General features: G+C 59.1%; 14 protein-coding genes and 1 pseudogene. 7 read left to right on the top strand and 8 right to left on the bottom strand.

The features are described 5' to 3' along the window. Nucleotides 1–12: 12 nt before the first annotated feature. Nucleotides 13–747 (bottom strand): NADPH-dependent F420 reductase, encoded by a 735-nt coding sequence (locus J3P89_RS12475; RefSeq protein WP_434697714.1) that lies wholly within the window; start codon nucleotides 745–747, stop codon nucleotides 13–15. A 160-nt stretch (nucleotides 748–907) separates the two neighbouring features. Here J3P89_RS12475 and J3P89_RS12470 point away from each other — a divergent pair. Beyond that, nucleotides 908–1,364, top strand: a pseudogene (locus tag J3P89_RS12470) (TetR/AcrR family transcriptional regulator); the annotation flags it as partial. A 149-nt stretch (nucleotides 1,365–1,513) separates the two neighbouring features. On the opposite strand, the gene J3P89_RS12465 reads toward J3P89_RS12470, so the two are convergent. From J3P89_RS12465 to J3P89_RS12450, 4 genes are all read right to left on the bottom strand, one after another. Continuing rightward, entirely contained in the window at nucleotides 1,514–2,674 is a 1,161-nt protein-coding gene (locus J3P89_RS12465) for an alkene reductase (RefSeq protein ID WP_434697713.1), read from the bottom strand. Between the two features lie 74 nt (nucleotides 2,675–2,748). Next, nucleotides 2,749–3,432, bottom strand: a complete 684-nt coding sequence (locus J3P89_RS12460) for a type 1 glutamine amidotransferase domain-containing protein (RefSeq protein ID WP_434697712.1) — start codon at nucleotides 3,430–3,432, stop codon at nucleotides 2,749–2,751. Nucleotides 3,433–3,699: 267 nt separating this feature from the next. Next, complete coding sequence (locus J3P89_RS12455; RefSeq protein WP_434600778.1) at nucleotides 3,700–4,302, bottom strand: TetR/AcrR family transcriptional regulator; 603 nt, start codon at nucleotides 4,300–4,302, stop codon at nucleotides 3,700–3,702. Nucleotides 4,303–4,338: 36 nt separating this feature from the next. Further along, nucleotides 4,339–4,989, bottom strand: coding sequence for a TetR/AcrR family transcriptional regulator (locus tag J3P89_RS12450; RefSeq protein ID WP_434697711.1), 651 nt, complete (start codon nucleotides 4,987–4,989; stop codon nucleotides 4,339–4,341). Between the two features lie 113 nt (nucleotides 4,990–5,102). Between J3P89_RS12450 and J3P89_RS12445 the strand changes: the two genes are divergently transcribed. Then, nucleotides 5,103–6,308 carry an MFS transporter gene (locus J3P89_RS12445; protein ID WP_434697710.1) on the top strand — a complete coding sequence of 402 codons (1,206 nt, stop codon included), beginning with the start codon at nucleotides 5,103–5,105 and terminating at the stop codon, nucleotides 6,306–6,308. A 66-nt stretch (nucleotides 6,309–6,374) separates the two neighbouring features. Here J3P89_RS12445 and J3P89_RS12440 read toward each other — a convergent pair whose 3' ends face one another. Next, nucleotides 6,375–7,187, bottom strand: coding sequence for a molybdenum cofactor biosynthesis F family protein (locus tag J3P89_RS12440; protein WP_434623612.1), 813 nt, complete (start codon nucleotides 7,185–7,187; stop codon nucleotides 6,375–6,377). Between the two features lie 123 nt (nucleotides 7,188–7,310). Continuing rightward, nucleotides 7,311–8,276 carry a transcriptional regulator FeaR gene (feaR, locus tag J3P89_RS12435; RefSeq protein WP_434697709.1) on the bottom strand — a complete coding sequence of 322 codons (966 nt, stop codon included), beginning with the start codon at nucleotides 8,274–8,276 and terminating at the stop codon, nucleotides 7,311–7,313. A gap of 225 nt (nucleotides 8,277–8,501) precedes the next feature. On the opposite strand from feaR, the gene J3P89_RS12430 reads away from it, so the two are divergent. From J3P89_RS12430 to J3P89_RS12420, 3 genes are all read left to right on the top strand, one after another. Then, nucleotides 8,502–9,941 (top strand): APC family permease, encoded by a 1,440-nt coding sequence (locus J3P89_RS12430; protein WP_434697708.1) that lies wholly within the window; start codon nucleotides 8,502–8,504, stop codon nucleotides 9,939–9,941. 43 nt (nucleotides 9,942–9,984) lie between these two features. Continuing rightward, the gene (locus J3P89_RS12425) at nucleotides 9,985–11,286 is read left to right on the top strand and encodes an NAD(P)/FAD-dependent oxidoreductase (RefSeq protein WP_434631125.1); all 1,302 of its coding nucleotides are present in this window, start codon (nucleotides 9,985–9,987) and stop codon (nucleotides 11,284–11,286) included. Between the two features lie 77 nt (nucleotides 11,287–11,363). Next, complete coding sequence (locus tag J3P89_RS12420) at nucleotides 11,364–12,680, top strand: hypothetical protein (RefSeq protein ID WP_434697707.1); 1,317 nt, start codon at nucleotides 11,364–11,366, stop codon at nucleotides 12,678–12,680. 21 nt (nucleotides 12,681–12,701) lie between these two features. Here J3P89_RS12420 and J3P89_RS12415 read toward each other — a convergent pair whose 3' ends face one another. Next, a complete protein-coding gene (locus tag J3P89_RS12415; RefSeq protein ID WP_434631120.1) occupies nucleotides 12,702–13,874 on the bottom strand; it encodes a zinc-dependent alcohol dehydrogenase in 1,173 nt (390 codons plus the stop codon). 308 nt (nucleotides 13,875–14,182) lie between these two features. On the opposite strand from J3P89_RS12415, the gene J3P89_RS12410 reads away from it, so the two are divergent. Together J3P89_RS12410 and J3P89_RS12405 are read left to right on the top strand one after the other, a co-directional pair. Continuing rightward, nucleotides 14,183–16,189: a M10 family metallopeptidase C-terminal domain-containing protein gene (locus tag J3P89_RS12410; RefSeq protein WP_434697706.1), complete on the top strand. Its 2,007-nt coding sequence runs from the start codon at nucleotides 14,183–14,185 to the stop codon at nucleotides 16,187–16,189. Nucleotides 16,190–16,313: 124 nt separating this feature from the next. After that, complete coding sequence (locus tag J3P89_RS12405; RefSeq protein ID WP_434631308.1) at nucleotides 16,314–16,769, top strand: GNAT family N-acetyltransferase; 456 nt, start codon at nucleotides 16,314–16,316, stop codon at nucleotides 16,767–16,769. Nucleotides 16,770–16,842 lie beyond the last annotated feature (73 nt).

The raw sequence follows: 16,842 nt of genomic DNA, 5'->3' as shown, positions 1-16,842 counted from the left end.
CAGGCGAGAGAGTCAGGCTGTCATGGCGCGATTCAAGGCAACGATTTGCTCATGTGAAAACTGACTGCCGGGCGCCATGAACCTGGCGATCAATGCGTCGCGGTTTTGCGCCGCCCGAGTCTTGTCAGCCGCGTCCAGCGCCAATTTCAACGCCGGCAATGTCAACTCGGTGCAGTAAGCCGGTGTGCCTGGTTGCTGACGCCAAGAGTCTTCAAGGTTGCCAGCGGCAAATGCGCTAAAGCCGGTGTCTTCGACAAGATCCTGCGCAACCGCCAAAGCGGCGGGATCGCTCCCTGCGACAGGTAACGCTATACGTGTTGAGGACCCGGCTGGCTGGCCTTTGTCGGCGAGCGTGGCGGCGAGCAGGGCGTTCCAGGCCTTGATGACCGGGCGGCCAAGCTGTTCGCTGACCCAGATGCTCTCGGGCTTGCCGGCATCGATGTCCTTGATCGCCCCGTCACGGCCTGGATAGTAGTTGGAGGTGTCGATGACGACGGTCTTTTCAGGGACGTTACTGAATGCCTGCCCGAGTTCGGGGTGTTTTGCGAACGGGATCGAGAGGATAACCGCGTCCACCCCAGACACAGCCTCTTCCCTGGTCACTGCCTTTACACCGATTTCGCTGGCGAGTTTCTGTAGGCTTTCAGGACCCTTCGAGTTCGCCAGCTTGATTTCATGGCCGCACGCAGCGAGCTTGCGGGCAAGGGTGGCTCCAATGTTGCCCGCGCCGATAATTCCGATCTTCATTTCGATGGCCTCGCATAAAAAGTTATCAAAATTTCATCATTCAGCTGGCGCTTTGTATCCCGCCAGCATTTTCAGAACCTTGTGATGTGTACCATTCGCTTCAGTACACCGTAATGGCTTGGCGCACTCGACGACAAGTTCCCGTGGCGTCGAACTGGTGATGCGCGCCGACGCCAAGAAAAACCGTGAACGGATACTGGAGGTGGCCGTGACAGAGCTGACCCTCGATCCCGCGGTCCCGCTGAGCACGATTGCGAAGAAAGTCGGGGTAGGACAGGGCACGTTCTATCGCCACTTCGCCACCCGCGAAAAATTGGTATCCGAGGTCTATCAATTCGAAATGCAGCAGGTGGCTTCGTTGGCGGAACAACTGCTCGCCACGAAACCATCGAAGGAAGCCCTCCAGGAATGGATGGACTGCCTCGCCGAATATGCGATGACCAAGGCTGGACTTGCGAGTGCGATACGCTCGTAGCGGAGTGACCAGCGACGACTTTTTCCTGGCCACTGCCGGAATCTGGCAAATGGATTGCCAGAGCGAATGGCATCCACGTTTCTCCAGGTTGATGGACCTGATCATGGATGGCCTGTGCGCGGGCAGCCCTGAAAGCCTAAGAGGGACAAGGACTAGTTTTCAAATCTCAAGGCGTCGGCAAACCCGTGGTGAGGGAAGGGCTGGCGTTCCAATGCGCGGCGCTCACTTAAAGGGCCGCTACGCAGCCCAGCGGGAGCAAGCTCCCTCGCCACGGTTCATGAATCAGTAGAGTCAGAACGCCGGGGCCGCTTCCTCACGTTCAACTGTGGATGGGGAATACCGCGGGTAGTCGGTGAATCCTTGTTCATTACCGCCGTACAGTCCGGTGGCATCAAGAGCGTTGAGCGGCCAACCATTGGCGATACGCTGGGGCAGGTCGGGGTTGGCGATGAACGGCCGGCCGAATGCGGCCAGATCGGCCAGGCCCGACTCGATCAGGCGCGCCGCGCGGTCAGCGGTGTACAACCCGGCATAGATGATGCGGCCGGTGAAGGTGCTTCGCACCTCGCGCCGAAACGCCTCGGGCAGGTCCGGCGCATTCGGCCAGTCGGCTTCGGCGATCGACAGATAGGCGATGCCTGCCTGCTCAAGCACCTTGATGGCTTCGATGTAGGTCTGGTGCGGGTCGTCCTCGACGAAGCCGATGTACACGCGGTCTTCTTCGGTGCTGGTGAACAGCGGCGTGAAGCGCACGCCCACACGGTCGGGCCCGACCACGGCGCTGACGGCCCGGACCACTTCGCGCAGGAAACGCAGGCGATTGTGCAGCGAGCCGCCGTAGTCATCGGTGCGCTGGTTGGCATGGGCGGAAATGAACTGATTGACCAGATAACCGTTGGCCGCGTGGATCTCGATGCCATCGAAACCGGCCGCCAGGGCGTTGCGTGCGGCCTGGGCATAGAGTTCGACCAGCGCCTTGATCTCGGCGACGCTCAGCTCGCGCGGAGTGGAGGGTTCGACCAGTGTGCCGATGCCGGGACCGGTTTCGATAAAGGCTTTGACCTTTTTCGCCTGGATCGCCGACGGTGCGACAGGGGCGGCGTTCTCCGGTTGCAGTGCGCTGTGTGACACGCGACCGACATGCCAGAGCTGGGCAAAAATCACCCCGCCCTCAGCGTGAACCGCCTCGGTGACGGTGCGCCAGCCATCGATCTGCGCCTGGCTGTAAATGCCCGGCGTCCAGGCATAGCCCTTGCCACGGGGTTCGATTTGGGTGCCTTCGCTGATGATCAGGCCGGCACTCGCGCGCTGTTGGTAATAGCGGGCCATGAGGGCTGTGGGCACGTCACCGGGCTGGCCGCTGCGTTGACGGGTCAGGGGCGGCATGACGATGCGATTTTTCAGCGTCAGTGGGCCTAGCGAGGTGTGTTCGAACAGCGAGCTGTATTTCATAACAATATCCCTTGGTGGCGAGCTATCGGCGCGATAAGGGCGGGAGACCTGCGACGTCTCCCGCGGCAACAGGCTCAAGCCTCGTTCAGCAGATCGATAAGGACCTGCGCGGCTTCGCTTGACGAACCCGGGTTCTGACCGGTGATCAGCAGACCGTCACGCACCACGTAGGAGGACCAGTCGGCGCCTTTCGAATACAGGCCGCCGTTGGCCTTGAGCATGTCCTCGACCAGGAACGGCACGACATCGGTCAGGCCTACCGCGGCTTCTTCGGTATTGGTGAAGCCGGCGACTTTTTTGCCCTGGACCAGCGGAGTACCGTCAGGCTTTTTCACGTGGCGCAGCACGCCAGGCGCGTGGCACACTAAGGCGACAGGCTTGCCGGCGGCCTGGAAAGACTCGATCAAGCGGATCGAGACCGGATCTTCGGCCAGGTCCCACAGCGGGCCGTGGCCGCCTGGGTAGAAAACCGCATCGAAATCGTCTGGCGAGACGCTGTCCAGGCGCACGGTGCTGGCAAGCAAGGCGGTCGCTTCAGGATCGGCTTCGAAACGGCGGGTCAGGTCAGTCTGAAAGGATGGCTCGTTACTCTTCGGATCAAGCGGTGGCTGTCCACCCTCAGGCGAAGCCAGAACGATCTCGGCCTTGGCGTCGAGGAAGGCGTAGTAGGGCGCCGCCAGCTCTTCGAGCCAGAAGCCGGTCTTGCGGCCGGTGTTGCCGAGGGTGTCGTGCGAAGTCAGTACCATGAGAACTTTCATTTAGGTTTTCCTGTTTGAGAGTGTGCTGCATTAGCTGAATAGACCAGTCGTCTAGCACCTGGGCAAAAAAATCAAGCTGCAAAAGGCGTCACCCAAACCTCAGAGTGGGTGGCTTTCACGAGCTGCTGCTTTGCGATGCGTAGAACGTGTGGCTACCTTAATTTCAAATTAGACCAGTCGTCTAGTAATATTTTTGTTTTTTCGCATCACGGTTTTTCTGGAGGGGGCAGGATAGGCAGATTTTGATGAAGGAGGCAGCGGTATCGATCAGGTAAGGCTGAGAATCTGGCGAGTCGTCGCCATCGCCGTCTCGAAAGGCTGGACACTCTTGGTGATCTTGACCATCACACTGGCGCCGACCCACAGCTGATAGAGACTTTGCGCGACCGCATGAGGCTCGGCAACGGACTCCAGGGAGCCTTCGGCGATTCCGCTCTCGATCGCCACGGCCAGGCGGTCGGTGATACCCGCTGTGCCGCGCTTGAGCACTGCGCGCATCGCCTCTGAAAGGTCGGCGACTTCCACGCCCAGCTTCACCGCCAGGCATTTGCCCTGGCAATCCTGGAACGATTGAGTCTGTTGCCAAATGTCCCAGTACTTCATCAGACGCTGAGCCATCGTCAGGCCAGGCAGCGCGAGAACCTCGTCCAGCTCCGCCAGATAGCTCGCGAAATAGCTTTCAAGCAATGCCTCGCCGAAGGCGTCTTTTGAGCCGAAGTAGTGGTAGAAGGATCCTTTTGGCACACCCGCAGTGGCCAGGATTTCATTCAGGCCCACGGCAGAATAGCCTTTGGCGGCCATGATTCGTTGGCCTACATCAAGGATTTCCTGGCGGACGTCGGAGGTTTCGCGGGTCTTTGGGCTGCTCATGGGGGCGATCTTATTCTCTGCTAGACGATCAGTCTACTATTGCTCATCCGCTTGATCGTTTGCCGCCATCGGACGGCCCATGCGTTGCGCGTCCCAGACCATCATGACTTGCGTAACCGCGGCGTCCAAGGTCTCAAGGGAGGCGCCGTCCCGCGCCAATACCGACAGGCCCAACAGGAAACTGTCGAACACCGCGGCCAGCGCTTCCGAGGCCACTGTTGCCGGCAGCTCTCCGGCGGCGATGGCGCGTTCTACACAGGCCTTGATTCCGGCGCGGTTGGCGGTTCTTGCCTCAGCGAGCGGCCGGGAGATGGCTTTGCTTTCTTCCGAGCAGGCACTCAGATAACCCAGTGACACCAGGCAGCCTTTGGGATGGTCTGTCTCGCATTGCATTTTCGCCGAGCGGCGCAGCGTGCATTCGATCGCCCCCCTGGGGGGCAGCGTGGTGTCGAACAGGCTCTCCATCACCCTGCCATGGGTAGTCAGGTAGCGTTCCATCACTTCGTTGAACAACGCCTGCTTGGAGCCAAACGCTGCATAAAAGCTCGGTGCGGTGATGCCGCCACCGATGTTGGCCTTGAGCTGGCTGAGCGACGTCGCATCATAGCCATGCTCCCAGAACAGATGCAGCGCCTGCGTGATTGCCGCGTCACGGTCAAACGTGCGCGGCCGTCCCATCTGAGCCATGAAAACTCTCCTGTCGAGTGATATAAATACTAATCGATACAAAAGTGGTTGACCAGCGGAGCAACGCCTCCCTAGTATTTATACCGATCGATATATAATTCGCGGAGCATCGAATGGTTACCAACGAACGACAGGGCGCGAAGCTGCCCTATGGAGCACTGCTGGCGCTGGCAATGACCGGATTCATCTGCATCGTGACGGAGACGCTGCCGGCAGGTCTGCTGCCTGAGATTGGCGATGGCCTGGGCGTCTCACCGTCCCTGGCCGGGCAGATGGTGACGGTGTATGCGCTCGGCTCACTACTGGCAGCCATCCCGCTGACCATCGCTACCCAAACCTGGCGCCGCAGGACGGTACTGCTTCTCACCGTGGTCGGTTTCCTGGTTTTTAACTCCATCACCGCGCTGTCTTCCGTTTACTGGCTGACTCTGATCGCACGTTTTTTCGCCGGTGTTTCGGCGGGGTTGGCCTGGAGCCTCATCGCGGGTTACGCACGGCGCATGGTCGTCCCGGCCTTGCAGGGGCGCGCCTTGGCGGTAGCGATGGTCGGCACGCCCATCGCGTTGTCGCTGGGCGTGCCCCTGGGAACCTGGCTTGGCGGGGCGATAGGGTGGCGCATGTCGTTTGGTCTGATGTCCGGATTGACCCTGGTGTTGATCGCTTGGGTGCTGATCAAAGTGCCGGATTACCCAGGTCAATCCTCCTCCCAGCGTCTGGGCTTGCGTCAGGTCTTGTTCACGCCTGGCGTGCGCGCCGTGCTCGGCGTTGTGCTGACCTGGATGCTGGCCCACAACATTCTCTATACGTACATCGCGCCATTTGTCTCCGGCGCAGGGCTGGGCCGGCATGTCGATGTGGTCCTGCTGGTCTTCGGTGTCGCGGCGCTGGCTGGCATCTGGATCTCCGGGCGGCTGGTCGATCGCCATCTGCGAGCGGCGGTATTGACCAGCCTCGCTACGTTCGCCGCCGTATCGGTCTTCCTCGGAATATTTTCAGCTTGCGCCGCAGCGATCTATCTCGGCGTTTTCATCTGGGGCCTGACCTTCGGCGGCGCCGCAACGTTGCTGCAAACGGCCTTGGCCGACGCAGCAGGCGAGGGCGCCGACGTTGCGCTGTCGATGAACGTGGTGGTGTGGAACAGCGCAATCGCCGGCGGCGGGTTATTGGGCGGGGTGTTGCTTGGCCAATGGGGCGTCAGCACTTTTCCCTGGGTGCTGTTGGTGTTGCTGCTCGCCAGCCTGGCGCTCGCGCTCCGAGCGCGGGTGCATGGCTTTCCGCAGGGCGAAAGATATGCCGGTCATGGCGCAGCCGCGCATTGATTGGAATGAACTCGATAGAGTCGAATAAAAAAACCACTCGATGAGTGGTTTTTTACATCCCTACGTTCAAAAGGCGACGGGATAAGACGTTTCGTTCAGCACAGTCGCTTTTGATCCAAAGGTGAGGTGAATCAGTTTCCTTGGCTTCGGGTCCCAACAGAAGAACCGACCCACGGAGCGCATCTGCGCAAGGTCCACGACGATAACCGATTCCACAGGCATGACCGTTTCGGTCCAGAACAACACGTAGAGGTCATCGGCGACATCAAAATAAGCGCACCGCTCGACGTCGGCCAGACCTTTCTCAGCCCCGTTCACGCAGTGCCAGGCCATGGTTTGCGCGCCGAAGTAGACGTGCTCATACCAATCGTCCGCGCTGTAGCGGTACAGCACGCGCTTACCGACCAGGCCGGCCCCTTGAACGATGGGCGCGCCCCCAGGCTCGCCATCGACCACGGCAGTCACGAAATCTGTACGCGTACGTTTTTCGCCTCCTCTGTCATAAAAAAGGGAGACAGCCGCCAGTACATCACCGGTTTCGTATTTCCAGACCAGGGTGGCCGACTCCTGGTGTTCGGGCTTGAGGAAGTCGATGAAAAAGATACCGGGGCGAACCTCCACCGCTTCGTAGGTTTCTGTTTCGGATTCACCGGTGCCTTCGCCCTCCAGGATGGTCCAGGTCAACGTATTCCCATCAACAAAATGGTGCTCGATCAGCCAACCGTTGGCAAAGCGAAGGTTGGCTTTTTTTCCTGCCAGAAATAGGGACGGAGCGTATTTGTACTCATTAAAACCGTCGGCCATTTCCTCAAGCGTCGGCCATTGCTCTTCAGGCACGAATGGTTGGTTCTTCAGTTCTTGTTCGATCTGATAGCTCACGATGTCTCCTCGTTTACGGCCGGTTCCGATTGAGGTTTCATCCTAGGAGCGGGCGCAATCAATGTCTTGGCGCCGAGCGCCATCGCTTGTGCTGGAGTGACACATTTCCAACAAGCCGGAGGGTCAATTGCATTCGGTTGAAAACTGATGGCGATAGTCACGGGGAGAAATGCCGAATCGCAGCTTGAACGCCTTGGAAAAATGGCTCACATCATTGAAGCCCCAGGCGTAGGCGATGGCGGTGATTTTTTCATGGGCGGCTGCCTGGCTGATGGTCTCGGCACAGCGTTGCAGTCGCTGTTCCAATATGTGCCGGCCGATGGTGGTGCCTTGCTGGGCGAAGAGCCGATGCAGGTTTCTGACCGATGTACCGATGGCTTCCGCCAGACGCTCGGCACACAACTCGCTATCGCAAAGATGCCGTTCGATCAGGATTTTTGCCTTGATCAGTCTCTGCGCCTGGCCGCTGGAGTCTCCGCCCTCGATTGCACTGCTCACCCCAGGGCGCAACAGCATCAGCAATGCGTCGAACAATGCCGCACTCTCTTGCGGTAGCAGGTTCGAAGAATCGAATAGCCGTTGGGTCATCAGGCCGGCCATGCCTCCCAAAGCGCTGCTGGCAACCAAGGGACGGTTGAATATCAATTGCCTCTGCCCCAAGCGTTGGTGCAGCGCTTGGCGGGGAATGATCAGCGACATCTGGTCGCTCAGGGCATCGAAGTAAAAATCGCAAGGCTGCGTGATGTCCAGCAACACTAGGTCGCCCTTGTCCAGGCGGGCGCGATTGTCAGCCTGGCACATCAATGCGCTACCGCCGACTTGCAGCACCAGGTAGAAAAAATCTTTGTCATCGGCCCGAATATCGCTGCGGGCGCGGTGCAAGTGCTGGCAATTGCTGATGATGCGCGAGCCATCCAACGCGGAATCTGTGCCCGTCAGATTTTTCATCGCGCCGGTAAAGCTCGCGAGGCCGGGCCCGGAAGGCGGCTCGGCGTGAAAGGTTCCGCATTTCTGACCGAGGTCGTGTTGCCAGGCCTCGAAGCCCTGGGCGCCCGTATAGAGCGGTTCTGTTTGCCAAGTGTTGTACATCGTTACCTCGGCTGCCGGCTGCACGCCGGTTTTGTTTTTATATTGGATCGGCCGTCGACACGCTTCCGACACCGGCAGTATTTAGTAGCACGCATGTTGAAAAGACAAGTATCTCCCTATCGATGGCAGTGACAGACATGTGCACGACATTCTCAACCATGTTCCTGGCCAGCCAGGGAGGCGTCTAATGGGATTGTGCTTCTTACCCGGCTGGAGTCTGTTCCCGTGGATACAACCAATAACAATACCTGTGCCTCGGCTTCGCATCTGCAGAAAACCTTGCGCTGGAGCGATGCATTCGCACTGTCAATGGCGGTGTCAGGCTCGATCTTCGCTTCTTTCGGCTTCGCCCTCGGTGCACTCGGTCCGGTAGCCGCGCTAATGCTCTGGGTGGGCTCGGCAGCCATCGGGGCCTGTCAGAACTGGATTTTCCTGGAAGTCAGCGCAATGTTTCCGGATAAACCTGGCGGCATCGCAATGATCGCGGCCGAAGGTTGGCGCAAACGCTGTGCCTGGGTCGGTCCCTTGGCCGCCTTTGGTTACTGGCTTGGCTGGTCGGCGGTGTTGTCGATCATTGGCGTGAGCGCCGGAGCGTTGATTCAGGCGCAGTGGTTTCCCTCGCAAACCTGGAGCTTCGATACAGGTCTGGCCAACATTGGCCTGGCCCAGATGATCGGAGCGGGTTTGATCGTGCTTTTCTGGCAATTCAATCGTCGCGGCATCCATCTGGCCGCATCGGTCTCCAAATATATGGGGGCGCTGCTGCTGGTGCCGATCCTGGTGTTGGCAGTGGCGCCTTTGCTGGCTCATGGCTGGAGCATGGAGCGCTTCGCATCGGCCTGGCAGGCGCGCGAGGCGTTCGGTTGGGAGTCGTTGCGCACCGCGTTGGTCTGGTTGTTCCTGGTCAGCTGGAGCGCCTATGGCACCGAAATGTGCGCAGCCTTCGGGCCCGAATATCGCAGCGAGCGGGACATGCGCCTGGCGTTGATGAGTTCAGGTGGCTACACCGTGCTGGTGTTTGCCGCAGTAGCTTTCGGCCTGGGCGGCTTGGTGGATCCGCAAGCGGCCCTGGAGAACCCCAGCGGTTTCTACATTGCGGCCTTCAACGCGGTGCTGGGCACGGGCTGGAGCAGCTTTTTCGTGATTGCTTTGTTGGTGGGGCTGTTCATGGGGTTGAACGCGGCATTGGCCGATGGCTCGCGGGCGTTGTACGGCACGGCGCTGGAAGGACTGACCATCAAACAACTGGGTGTGCTCAACAAACACCAGGTACCCGGACGTTGCATGAGCGTGGCGGTGGCGGTGAACCTGGCGATGATCTTTTTCCTGTCATCGCCCCTGGCAATTCTGGTGACGGCCAATATTGGTTATCTGACCGCCATCTTCTTCGCGCTTTCGGGCTTCATCTTGCTGCGCAAGGACGCACCGTTGCACCCGCGCCCGGTGCGTCTGGGACGCGGCTGGCTGCCGGTGGCCTGGCTGCTGAGCGTGTTCACTGGCGTAGTGGTCGTGGTCGGGGCCGCATCTGCCGAGCTGGCCGGTTATGGCGGAGCGAAGGAGGTGCTGATCGCCTGGGGCATCCTGATGTTTTCACTGCTGCTGTATGCCTATCGACGACTCGTGCAAGACCGCGCCCCGGCCTTGCCATCGGTCTCCCCACACTGAGCTGCATTTACAACAACAAGAAAACTGACCAAGAGGTGCAGGCATGCTGTCCGTTGAAACACCAACGACCTATTACACCGCCACTCGCAAATATGACTTGAAGTTCAATGACCTGGAGCACGATGTCGAGGCCGAAGTCGTCGTTATCGGAGGTGGATTTTCCGGTATCAACACTGCGTTGGAACTCGCCGAGCGCGGATTCACCGACGTGGTCGTGCTGGAAGCCCGTTACCTGGGTTTCGGCGGCTCGGGGCGCAATGGCGGTCATGTGATGGCCGGGATCGGACACGATCTGGAGAAGATTCGCAAAAGCGTCGGCGAGGAGGGGCTCAAAGCGATTTTCGAGATCAGCGACCTGGGCGCCTCGATTATCCAGAACCGCATCCAGCGTTATCAAATTGATGCGGATTTCTGCCACGGCTATGGCTATCTCGGTTTCAACAAGCGCCAGGGTCGGCTGCTACAAGCATGGGAAAAAGAATACAAACAGCTCAATCCGGATCACGAAATTGCCTATCTGGAGGGCGCCGAGGTCCAAAGCATCGTCGGCTCGGACGTATACAGCTGCGCCTTGAAGCACATGGGCAACGGCCATATCCATTCGTTGAACATGCTCCTGGGGTCGGCCAAGGCCTTGGTGGGCCTGGGTGGACGCATTTATGAAAACACCCCCGTGCTGGAGGTGACCTATGGCGACACCATTAACTTGCGTACGGCGAAAGGTTCGGTTCGGGCGAAGAAGATCCTCTGGTCCTGCGGCGCGTTTCTGGACCGGCTCGAGCCTGAATTGCACAAGACGATGGTGAGCACTTACGCCTTCCAATTGGTGACGGAGCCGCTTCCCCCTGCGCTGATCGAACAGATCAGTCCGATACGAGGTGCCTTCAGCGATATTCGTCCGGTGATCGAGTACTACCGGGTGACCAATGAAAACCGTCTGCTCTTCGGTTCGGCGACGCGCCTGCTCGAGTACATTCCCAACGATCTGAAGGCGTGGAACCGAAATCTGATGCTCCAGGTTTTCCCCTACCTCGATCACGTGAAAATCGACCTGGCCTGGGGCGGGCCGATGGAGTGCAGCGCTAATCTGTTCCCACAGATCGGTACCTTGCCCGGGCGCGACAACGCCTATTTCGTCCAGGGTTACTCGGGCTTCGGCGTGACGCCGAGTCATGTGGTCAGCCGTGTCATTGCCGATGGCATGACCGGCGGTTCACGGCATTGGGATGTGATGAGTGCGATCCCGCGTACGCGTATTCCCGGCAAGGATCATTGGCGCAACCTGATCTGCACCCTTGGAAAGGCCAGCCACCAGCTGGCGGGCTACCGCAACGGTCGCCGCTGATATCGCCTTACCCATGACCTGACTGGCGCTGGCTGACGGCGCCACTGCTTCTCCTTTCGCATATCGGAGTACGGCCCATGCTCGCCTGTAGAAAAACAATAATCGCGCTTTCGTTCGCCTGCGTCTGTGTTCCAGCAGCAGCGCAGCCGCTTTACAAGGATGAAGCCACGGAAGTCGATGCGCGCTTGCTCGCGTTGGCTGGCGCCTTCCATAGCCGGGAAAATTACTCGCAATCGGGAACACGTAGAGAGGGGGCCAGCCGGTGGCAAGAGGCGGTCCTGCAATACGGTTTCGACCTGCGCCATAGTCTCGACGCCGGGTCGCAACTGTACGGTTCATTGAATTGGGTAAGCTCCGCCACCTTTGGCGATGGCGACCCGGCCGGCTGGTCTTCAGGTGATGAGCGCACCACGAAAATCGAGGACGCTTTCGTGGGTTGGCGCTCCGGCACACGGTTCGATGTCATGGGCGAGAACGGCGTGGACATATCGTTCGGGCGGCAAAACATCGTGATCGGCGACGGCTTTCTGGTCAGTGGCGATGCCTTGAATCTCGGCAAGGAGTTTGTCGACGGCAAAGCCAATCGGGGCGGGGGATACTACCTGACCGGTCGCAAGGCTTTTGATCGCACGGCCGTACTGCGCCTGGGTGGCCAGCAAGGCTGGCGGGGTGATCTTATGTGGCTCAAGTCCGACAACCCGGCCCAGGCCAGGCCGGAATTGGCACTGGGTACGCTGGAGCATGTCAGCGAGCAGGGCACCCTGGGCCTGACTTATCTGAAAGTCACCGATACCGACCAGGCCATGGCGGACCTGTTGTTTCCCGAGCGCAAGGGTATGCAGCTCTACAGCGTTCGCGGACAGGGTAATGCAGGGGTTTCCGGGCTGTTCCTGGCCGGTGAGTACGCTTGGGAGCAGAAAGATAACGCCAGGGAAAACGCCTGGTATCTTGAAGCCGGTTGGACGTTTGACGATGTTCCCGGCACGCCTTCGATCAACTACCGATACAGTCGTTTCTCCGAAGGCTACGACCCGCTTTTCTATGGCAATGGCCGCGCGCTCGGTACCTGGTTCCAAGGTGAAGTCGCTGCCAACTATGCGGGCCCGTTCAACAGCAACGCCACTGTGCAGCATGTGGGATTGAAACTCGCTCCCGCCGAGGATCTCAAGCTAGGCATCTTGCTTTACACCTTCCGCACCCTCGACGCGAGCCGTAACCAACTGGATGCCGACGAGGCGGACCTCTACGCCGAATGGTCGATTGACCCGCATTGGACCCTCATGCCCTTGGTGGGCCTCTACAAGCCGAAGCAAAGTGCCGCAAACGGCGGGACGCAAGTCGGCAACAGCGCCACTAATCTCTACGGGCAGGTTTTGTTGGCGTGGTCGTTCTAGGTTGGAGGCGGTTCCCGAAGGTCAAGGCTTCAGCACCACCTTCACGCAGCCGTCTTTCTTGTCCCGGAAAGTCTTGTACATCTGCGGGCCGTCCTGAAGGCTCACGGTGTGAGTGATGACGAAGCTTGGGTCGATCTGCCCCTCCTGGATGCGCTGGAGCAGATCATCGGTCCAGCGGTTCACATGGGTCTGGCCCATCTTGAAGGTCAGGCCCTTGTTCATGGCGGCGCCGAACGGAATCTTGTCGATCAAGCCGCCATAGACGCCGGGGATCGACAACGTGCCAGCGGGGCGGCAGACGTACATCATTTCCCGCAGCACGTGGGGGCGGTCCGACTCGAGCATTACCGCTTGCTTGACCCGATCATAGATGGAGTCGAATGAACGGGTTGCGTGGGACTCCATCCCTACCGCGTCGATGCATTTCTCCGGCCCCTTGCCTCCCGTCAGCTCGGCCAGGCGGTCCAGCACGCTTTCTTCATCAAAATTGATGGTGATGGCGCCACCGGCCTTGGCCATGGCCAGGCGCTCGGGCACGTTGTCGATGCATACCACCTGCCTGGCTCCGAGGATCACCGCGCTGCGCACCGTGAACTGGCCTACCGGGCCGGCGCCCCAGATAGCCACGGTGTCGGTTGGCTGGATATCGCATTGCACGGCGGCCTGCCAACCGGTGGGAAAGATGTCGCCAAGAAACAGCACTTGCTCGTCGGTAAGGCCATCCGGGATGACCACCGGGGTGAAGTCCGCGTAAGGCACACGCACGTATTCGGCCTGGCCACCGGGGTAGCCCCCGGTCAGGTGGGTGTAGCCAAACAGGCCCGCCGTGGTGTGACCGAAGGCCTTGTCGGCCAGGTCCTTGTTGCGGTTGCTGCGTTCGCACACCGAAAAGTTACCCCGCCGGCATTGATCGCACTCACCGCAGCAAATGGTGAAGGGGACCACCACGCGATCGCCAATCTTCAACTTCTTGTTGGCCGAACCGACTTCCACCACTTCGCCCATGAACTCATGGCCCATGATGTCGCCATGCTTCATACCGGGCATGAAACCGTCATACAAGTGCAGGTCCGAGCCGCAGATGGCGCACGAAGTGACTTTGATAATCGCGTCTCGCGGATGTTCTATCGTCGGGTCGGGGAGATGGTCATCACAGCGGATATCTTTTTTTCCATGCCAGCGTAACGCTTTCATTTGATCTACCTCCGGGGTGGGGTCGGTACGCTAGCCACCAAGTCATCTCGTTGCGCACCTGTTGATGTTTTCGGTTGAAAGAAAACCCCACAAGTTCAAATCTTGTTTGCACGGATCAATAACAACGCGATAAACGGCGAGGCACGCTACGTGAACGCGGGACGCGAGAACCACGCCCGAGCAAAGGCGTCAGATACGCAGAGACGGCTGTCCAGGTATCGCATCCAGGCTGGCGGATTTGAAGTAAACGGCTACGTTGTAGAAGACAAAATTCTCGGGGAATCCCATCGACACTGTGAGGCTCAAGCATGACCAGCTCAAACATCAGCGTTGGTGCGGCGCTACGTGCCGGTACCGGCAAAACCTTCGTGGACCTGGACGGTTATAACGACACCGCCAAGATAGCCGTGGGGCCGGACGGCAAGATCTGGCTTGCCGGGATGACCTGGGTGGAAACTGGTCAGTGGGAGTACGAAGGCTACAGGACTTCTTTGGTACGCCTTAACGCCGACGGCACGCTCGACAGCACTTTCAGCGACGATGGTAAAACCCTGCTGCCTCGCGACATCTACCCGGGCGAAGGTTATAGCGCAGCCGTACAGGCCGACGGAAAGTACCTGATCGTCTATCCACATTTTTCTGCGCCGAGCATCGTCATGCTCCGCCTGAACACCGACGGTTCGGTGGATCAGAGCTTCGGCGTCAATGGAACGGCCACCGCTCCGGCAGCTTGGGGTGATTCCGCCAGCGCGACCGTACAGCCTGACGGCAAGATCCTCGTGGCGAATCATGACTCTTATGACCAGATTTTTTCCGTCAATCGTTTCAACCCGGACGGTACGGTCGATTCCAGTTTCAACGACGGCAGTGCCGTGGAGTTCACTGTTCCGGGCCTCAGCACATTGGAAGGCTTTGGCCTGACGCTGCAGGCCGATGGAAAAATCCTCGTGCCCGGCTACAACGGCGCGTTTGTGGTCGCGCGGTTGAATCCTGACGGGTCCCTCGACACAGGTTTTGGCACGGACGGCACGGCCGACATTGAAGTAGCTGGCATGGCGAAATCGATTACCGTGCAGGCCGACGGCAAGATACTGGTAGCGGGTTACAACGAGGAGGAGGGAACCGGATTCGACTTCAAGATCATCAGGCTGAACCAGGATGGAACCTTTGACGCAGGTTTTGGCAACAATGGCATCGCTGTACTCGATCTGACCGGTGGCAGGGATACGGCCCGTGACATCACCGTGCTTGCGGACGGTAAGATCCTGGTAGCCGGGCAGAGCAATTATTTTGGTAACGATGACTTCAGCATCATCAGGCTCAATCCTGACGGAACCTTGGACACCACCTTCGGCGCGCTGGCCGGTGTGTTGCCGCAAATTGATGGAAGCGCGGGCGACGATGTTCTTTATGGCTCCTACGTCCCGGAACTGCTCACCGGTCATGAGGGCAATGACGTGCTCGATGGAGGAGGGCAGCGCGATGTTCTCCATGGTGGCGGCGGCGCCGATGTGTTCCGAATCAACTCCATCGGTGACAGCTACCGCACCGACTCTCAGGCCGTCAGTGATCGCATCGTTGATTTCGACCCCGGCCAGGACCTTATCGACCTGTCCTCCTTGGGCTTCAGCGGACTGGGCAACGGGCTCGATGGGACCCTGGCGGTCTCTGTCAATGACAGCGGAACCCGCACCTATCTGAAAAGCTTTGAAGCGGACGGGCAGGGCCATCGTTTCGAACTGGCACTCAACGGCGATCTCTCTCAAGTTCTCAACGAAACCAACGTAGTGTTGAGTCGCACGCTGATCCAGGGAACGGAGTCGGCCGATCGCCTGAAGGGCTCGGCGGCGGGCGACGTGCTCATCGCCGGCGGCGGCGACGATGTCGTCTCGGGCGGCTTTGGGCACGATGTTCTTGATGGAGGATCGGGGCGAGACGTGCTGACAGGAAGTGAGGGGGCCGATGTGTTCCGCTATGGATCCCTGGAGGACAGCTTCCGTACGGCGGATGGAAATTTCCAGGACCGGATTGTCGACTTCGACCCGGATACCGACAAGATAGACGTCTCTGCGTTAGGCTTCACCGGGCTAGGGGACGGCTACAACGCGACGCTGACGGCCGTGCTGAGTGAGGATGGCCAGCGAACCTTCCTGAAAAGCTACAGCGCCGATGAACAGGGGCGTCGGTTCGAAATCACGTTGCAAGGCGATGTGGTGGCGCAACTTGGAGACGATGATTTTATCTTCGCTTCGGGTGATGAGCCTTTTACCGAGCTGCAGCTTCTTGGGGTCGCTGCGACTGAGCAGTTTGGGTGATCCTCCCCTCGACAGTCTGAACCACCTCCGTTGAACTTTTCCTGAAAACAAAACCGGCCCCTGCGACGGGGCCGGAACCGCTCTCGCCGACATCCAGATGAACCAACGCAAGGAACAGCGCTCAATGGATTGCATCATCCGCAAGGCAACGAGTACCGACGCCACAGCAATAAGCCTGGTGGTCGTGGCGGCGCTGCGCGAATCCAACGTTCAAGATTATTCGCCAGAGATCATCGAGCAGGTGCAGCAGAACTTTTCACCCGCAGCGATCCTGAACTTTCTCGGCCAGCGAGAGGTATATGTCGCAAGCAGTGACGGTGAGGTTGTCGCAACAGCGAGTCTTGATGGAAACGTCATCCGAAGCGTGTTCGTTGCGCCTGCCTGTCAGGGCAGAGGCATAGGGCATCAGCTGATGGCAACGATTGAGGCGGGGGCCGTGCGCGGTGGTGTGGAGCGGCTACGAGTTCCTTCCTCGATCACCGCGCAAGGCTTTTATTCTTCTCTGGGTTTCGAAAAAGTCCGGGACGAGTTTCACGGCGCGGAGCGCACGATCATCATGGAAAAAAAACTGGGCAGCTAATCCTGCGCTCATCAAAAAAACCTCAAAGCAACTCTTAGATGCCAGAATCTCCTGGTTAGATCGTTCTGGAGAT

It is taken from the genome of Pseudomonas sp. Z1-14 (genome assembly GCF_051132005.1).
Classification (GTDB): Bacteria; Pseudomonadota; Gammaproteobacteria; order Pseudomonadales; family Pseudomonadaceae; genus Aquipseudomonas.
This window is presented reverse-complemented; position numbering and strand designations above follow the sequence as displayed.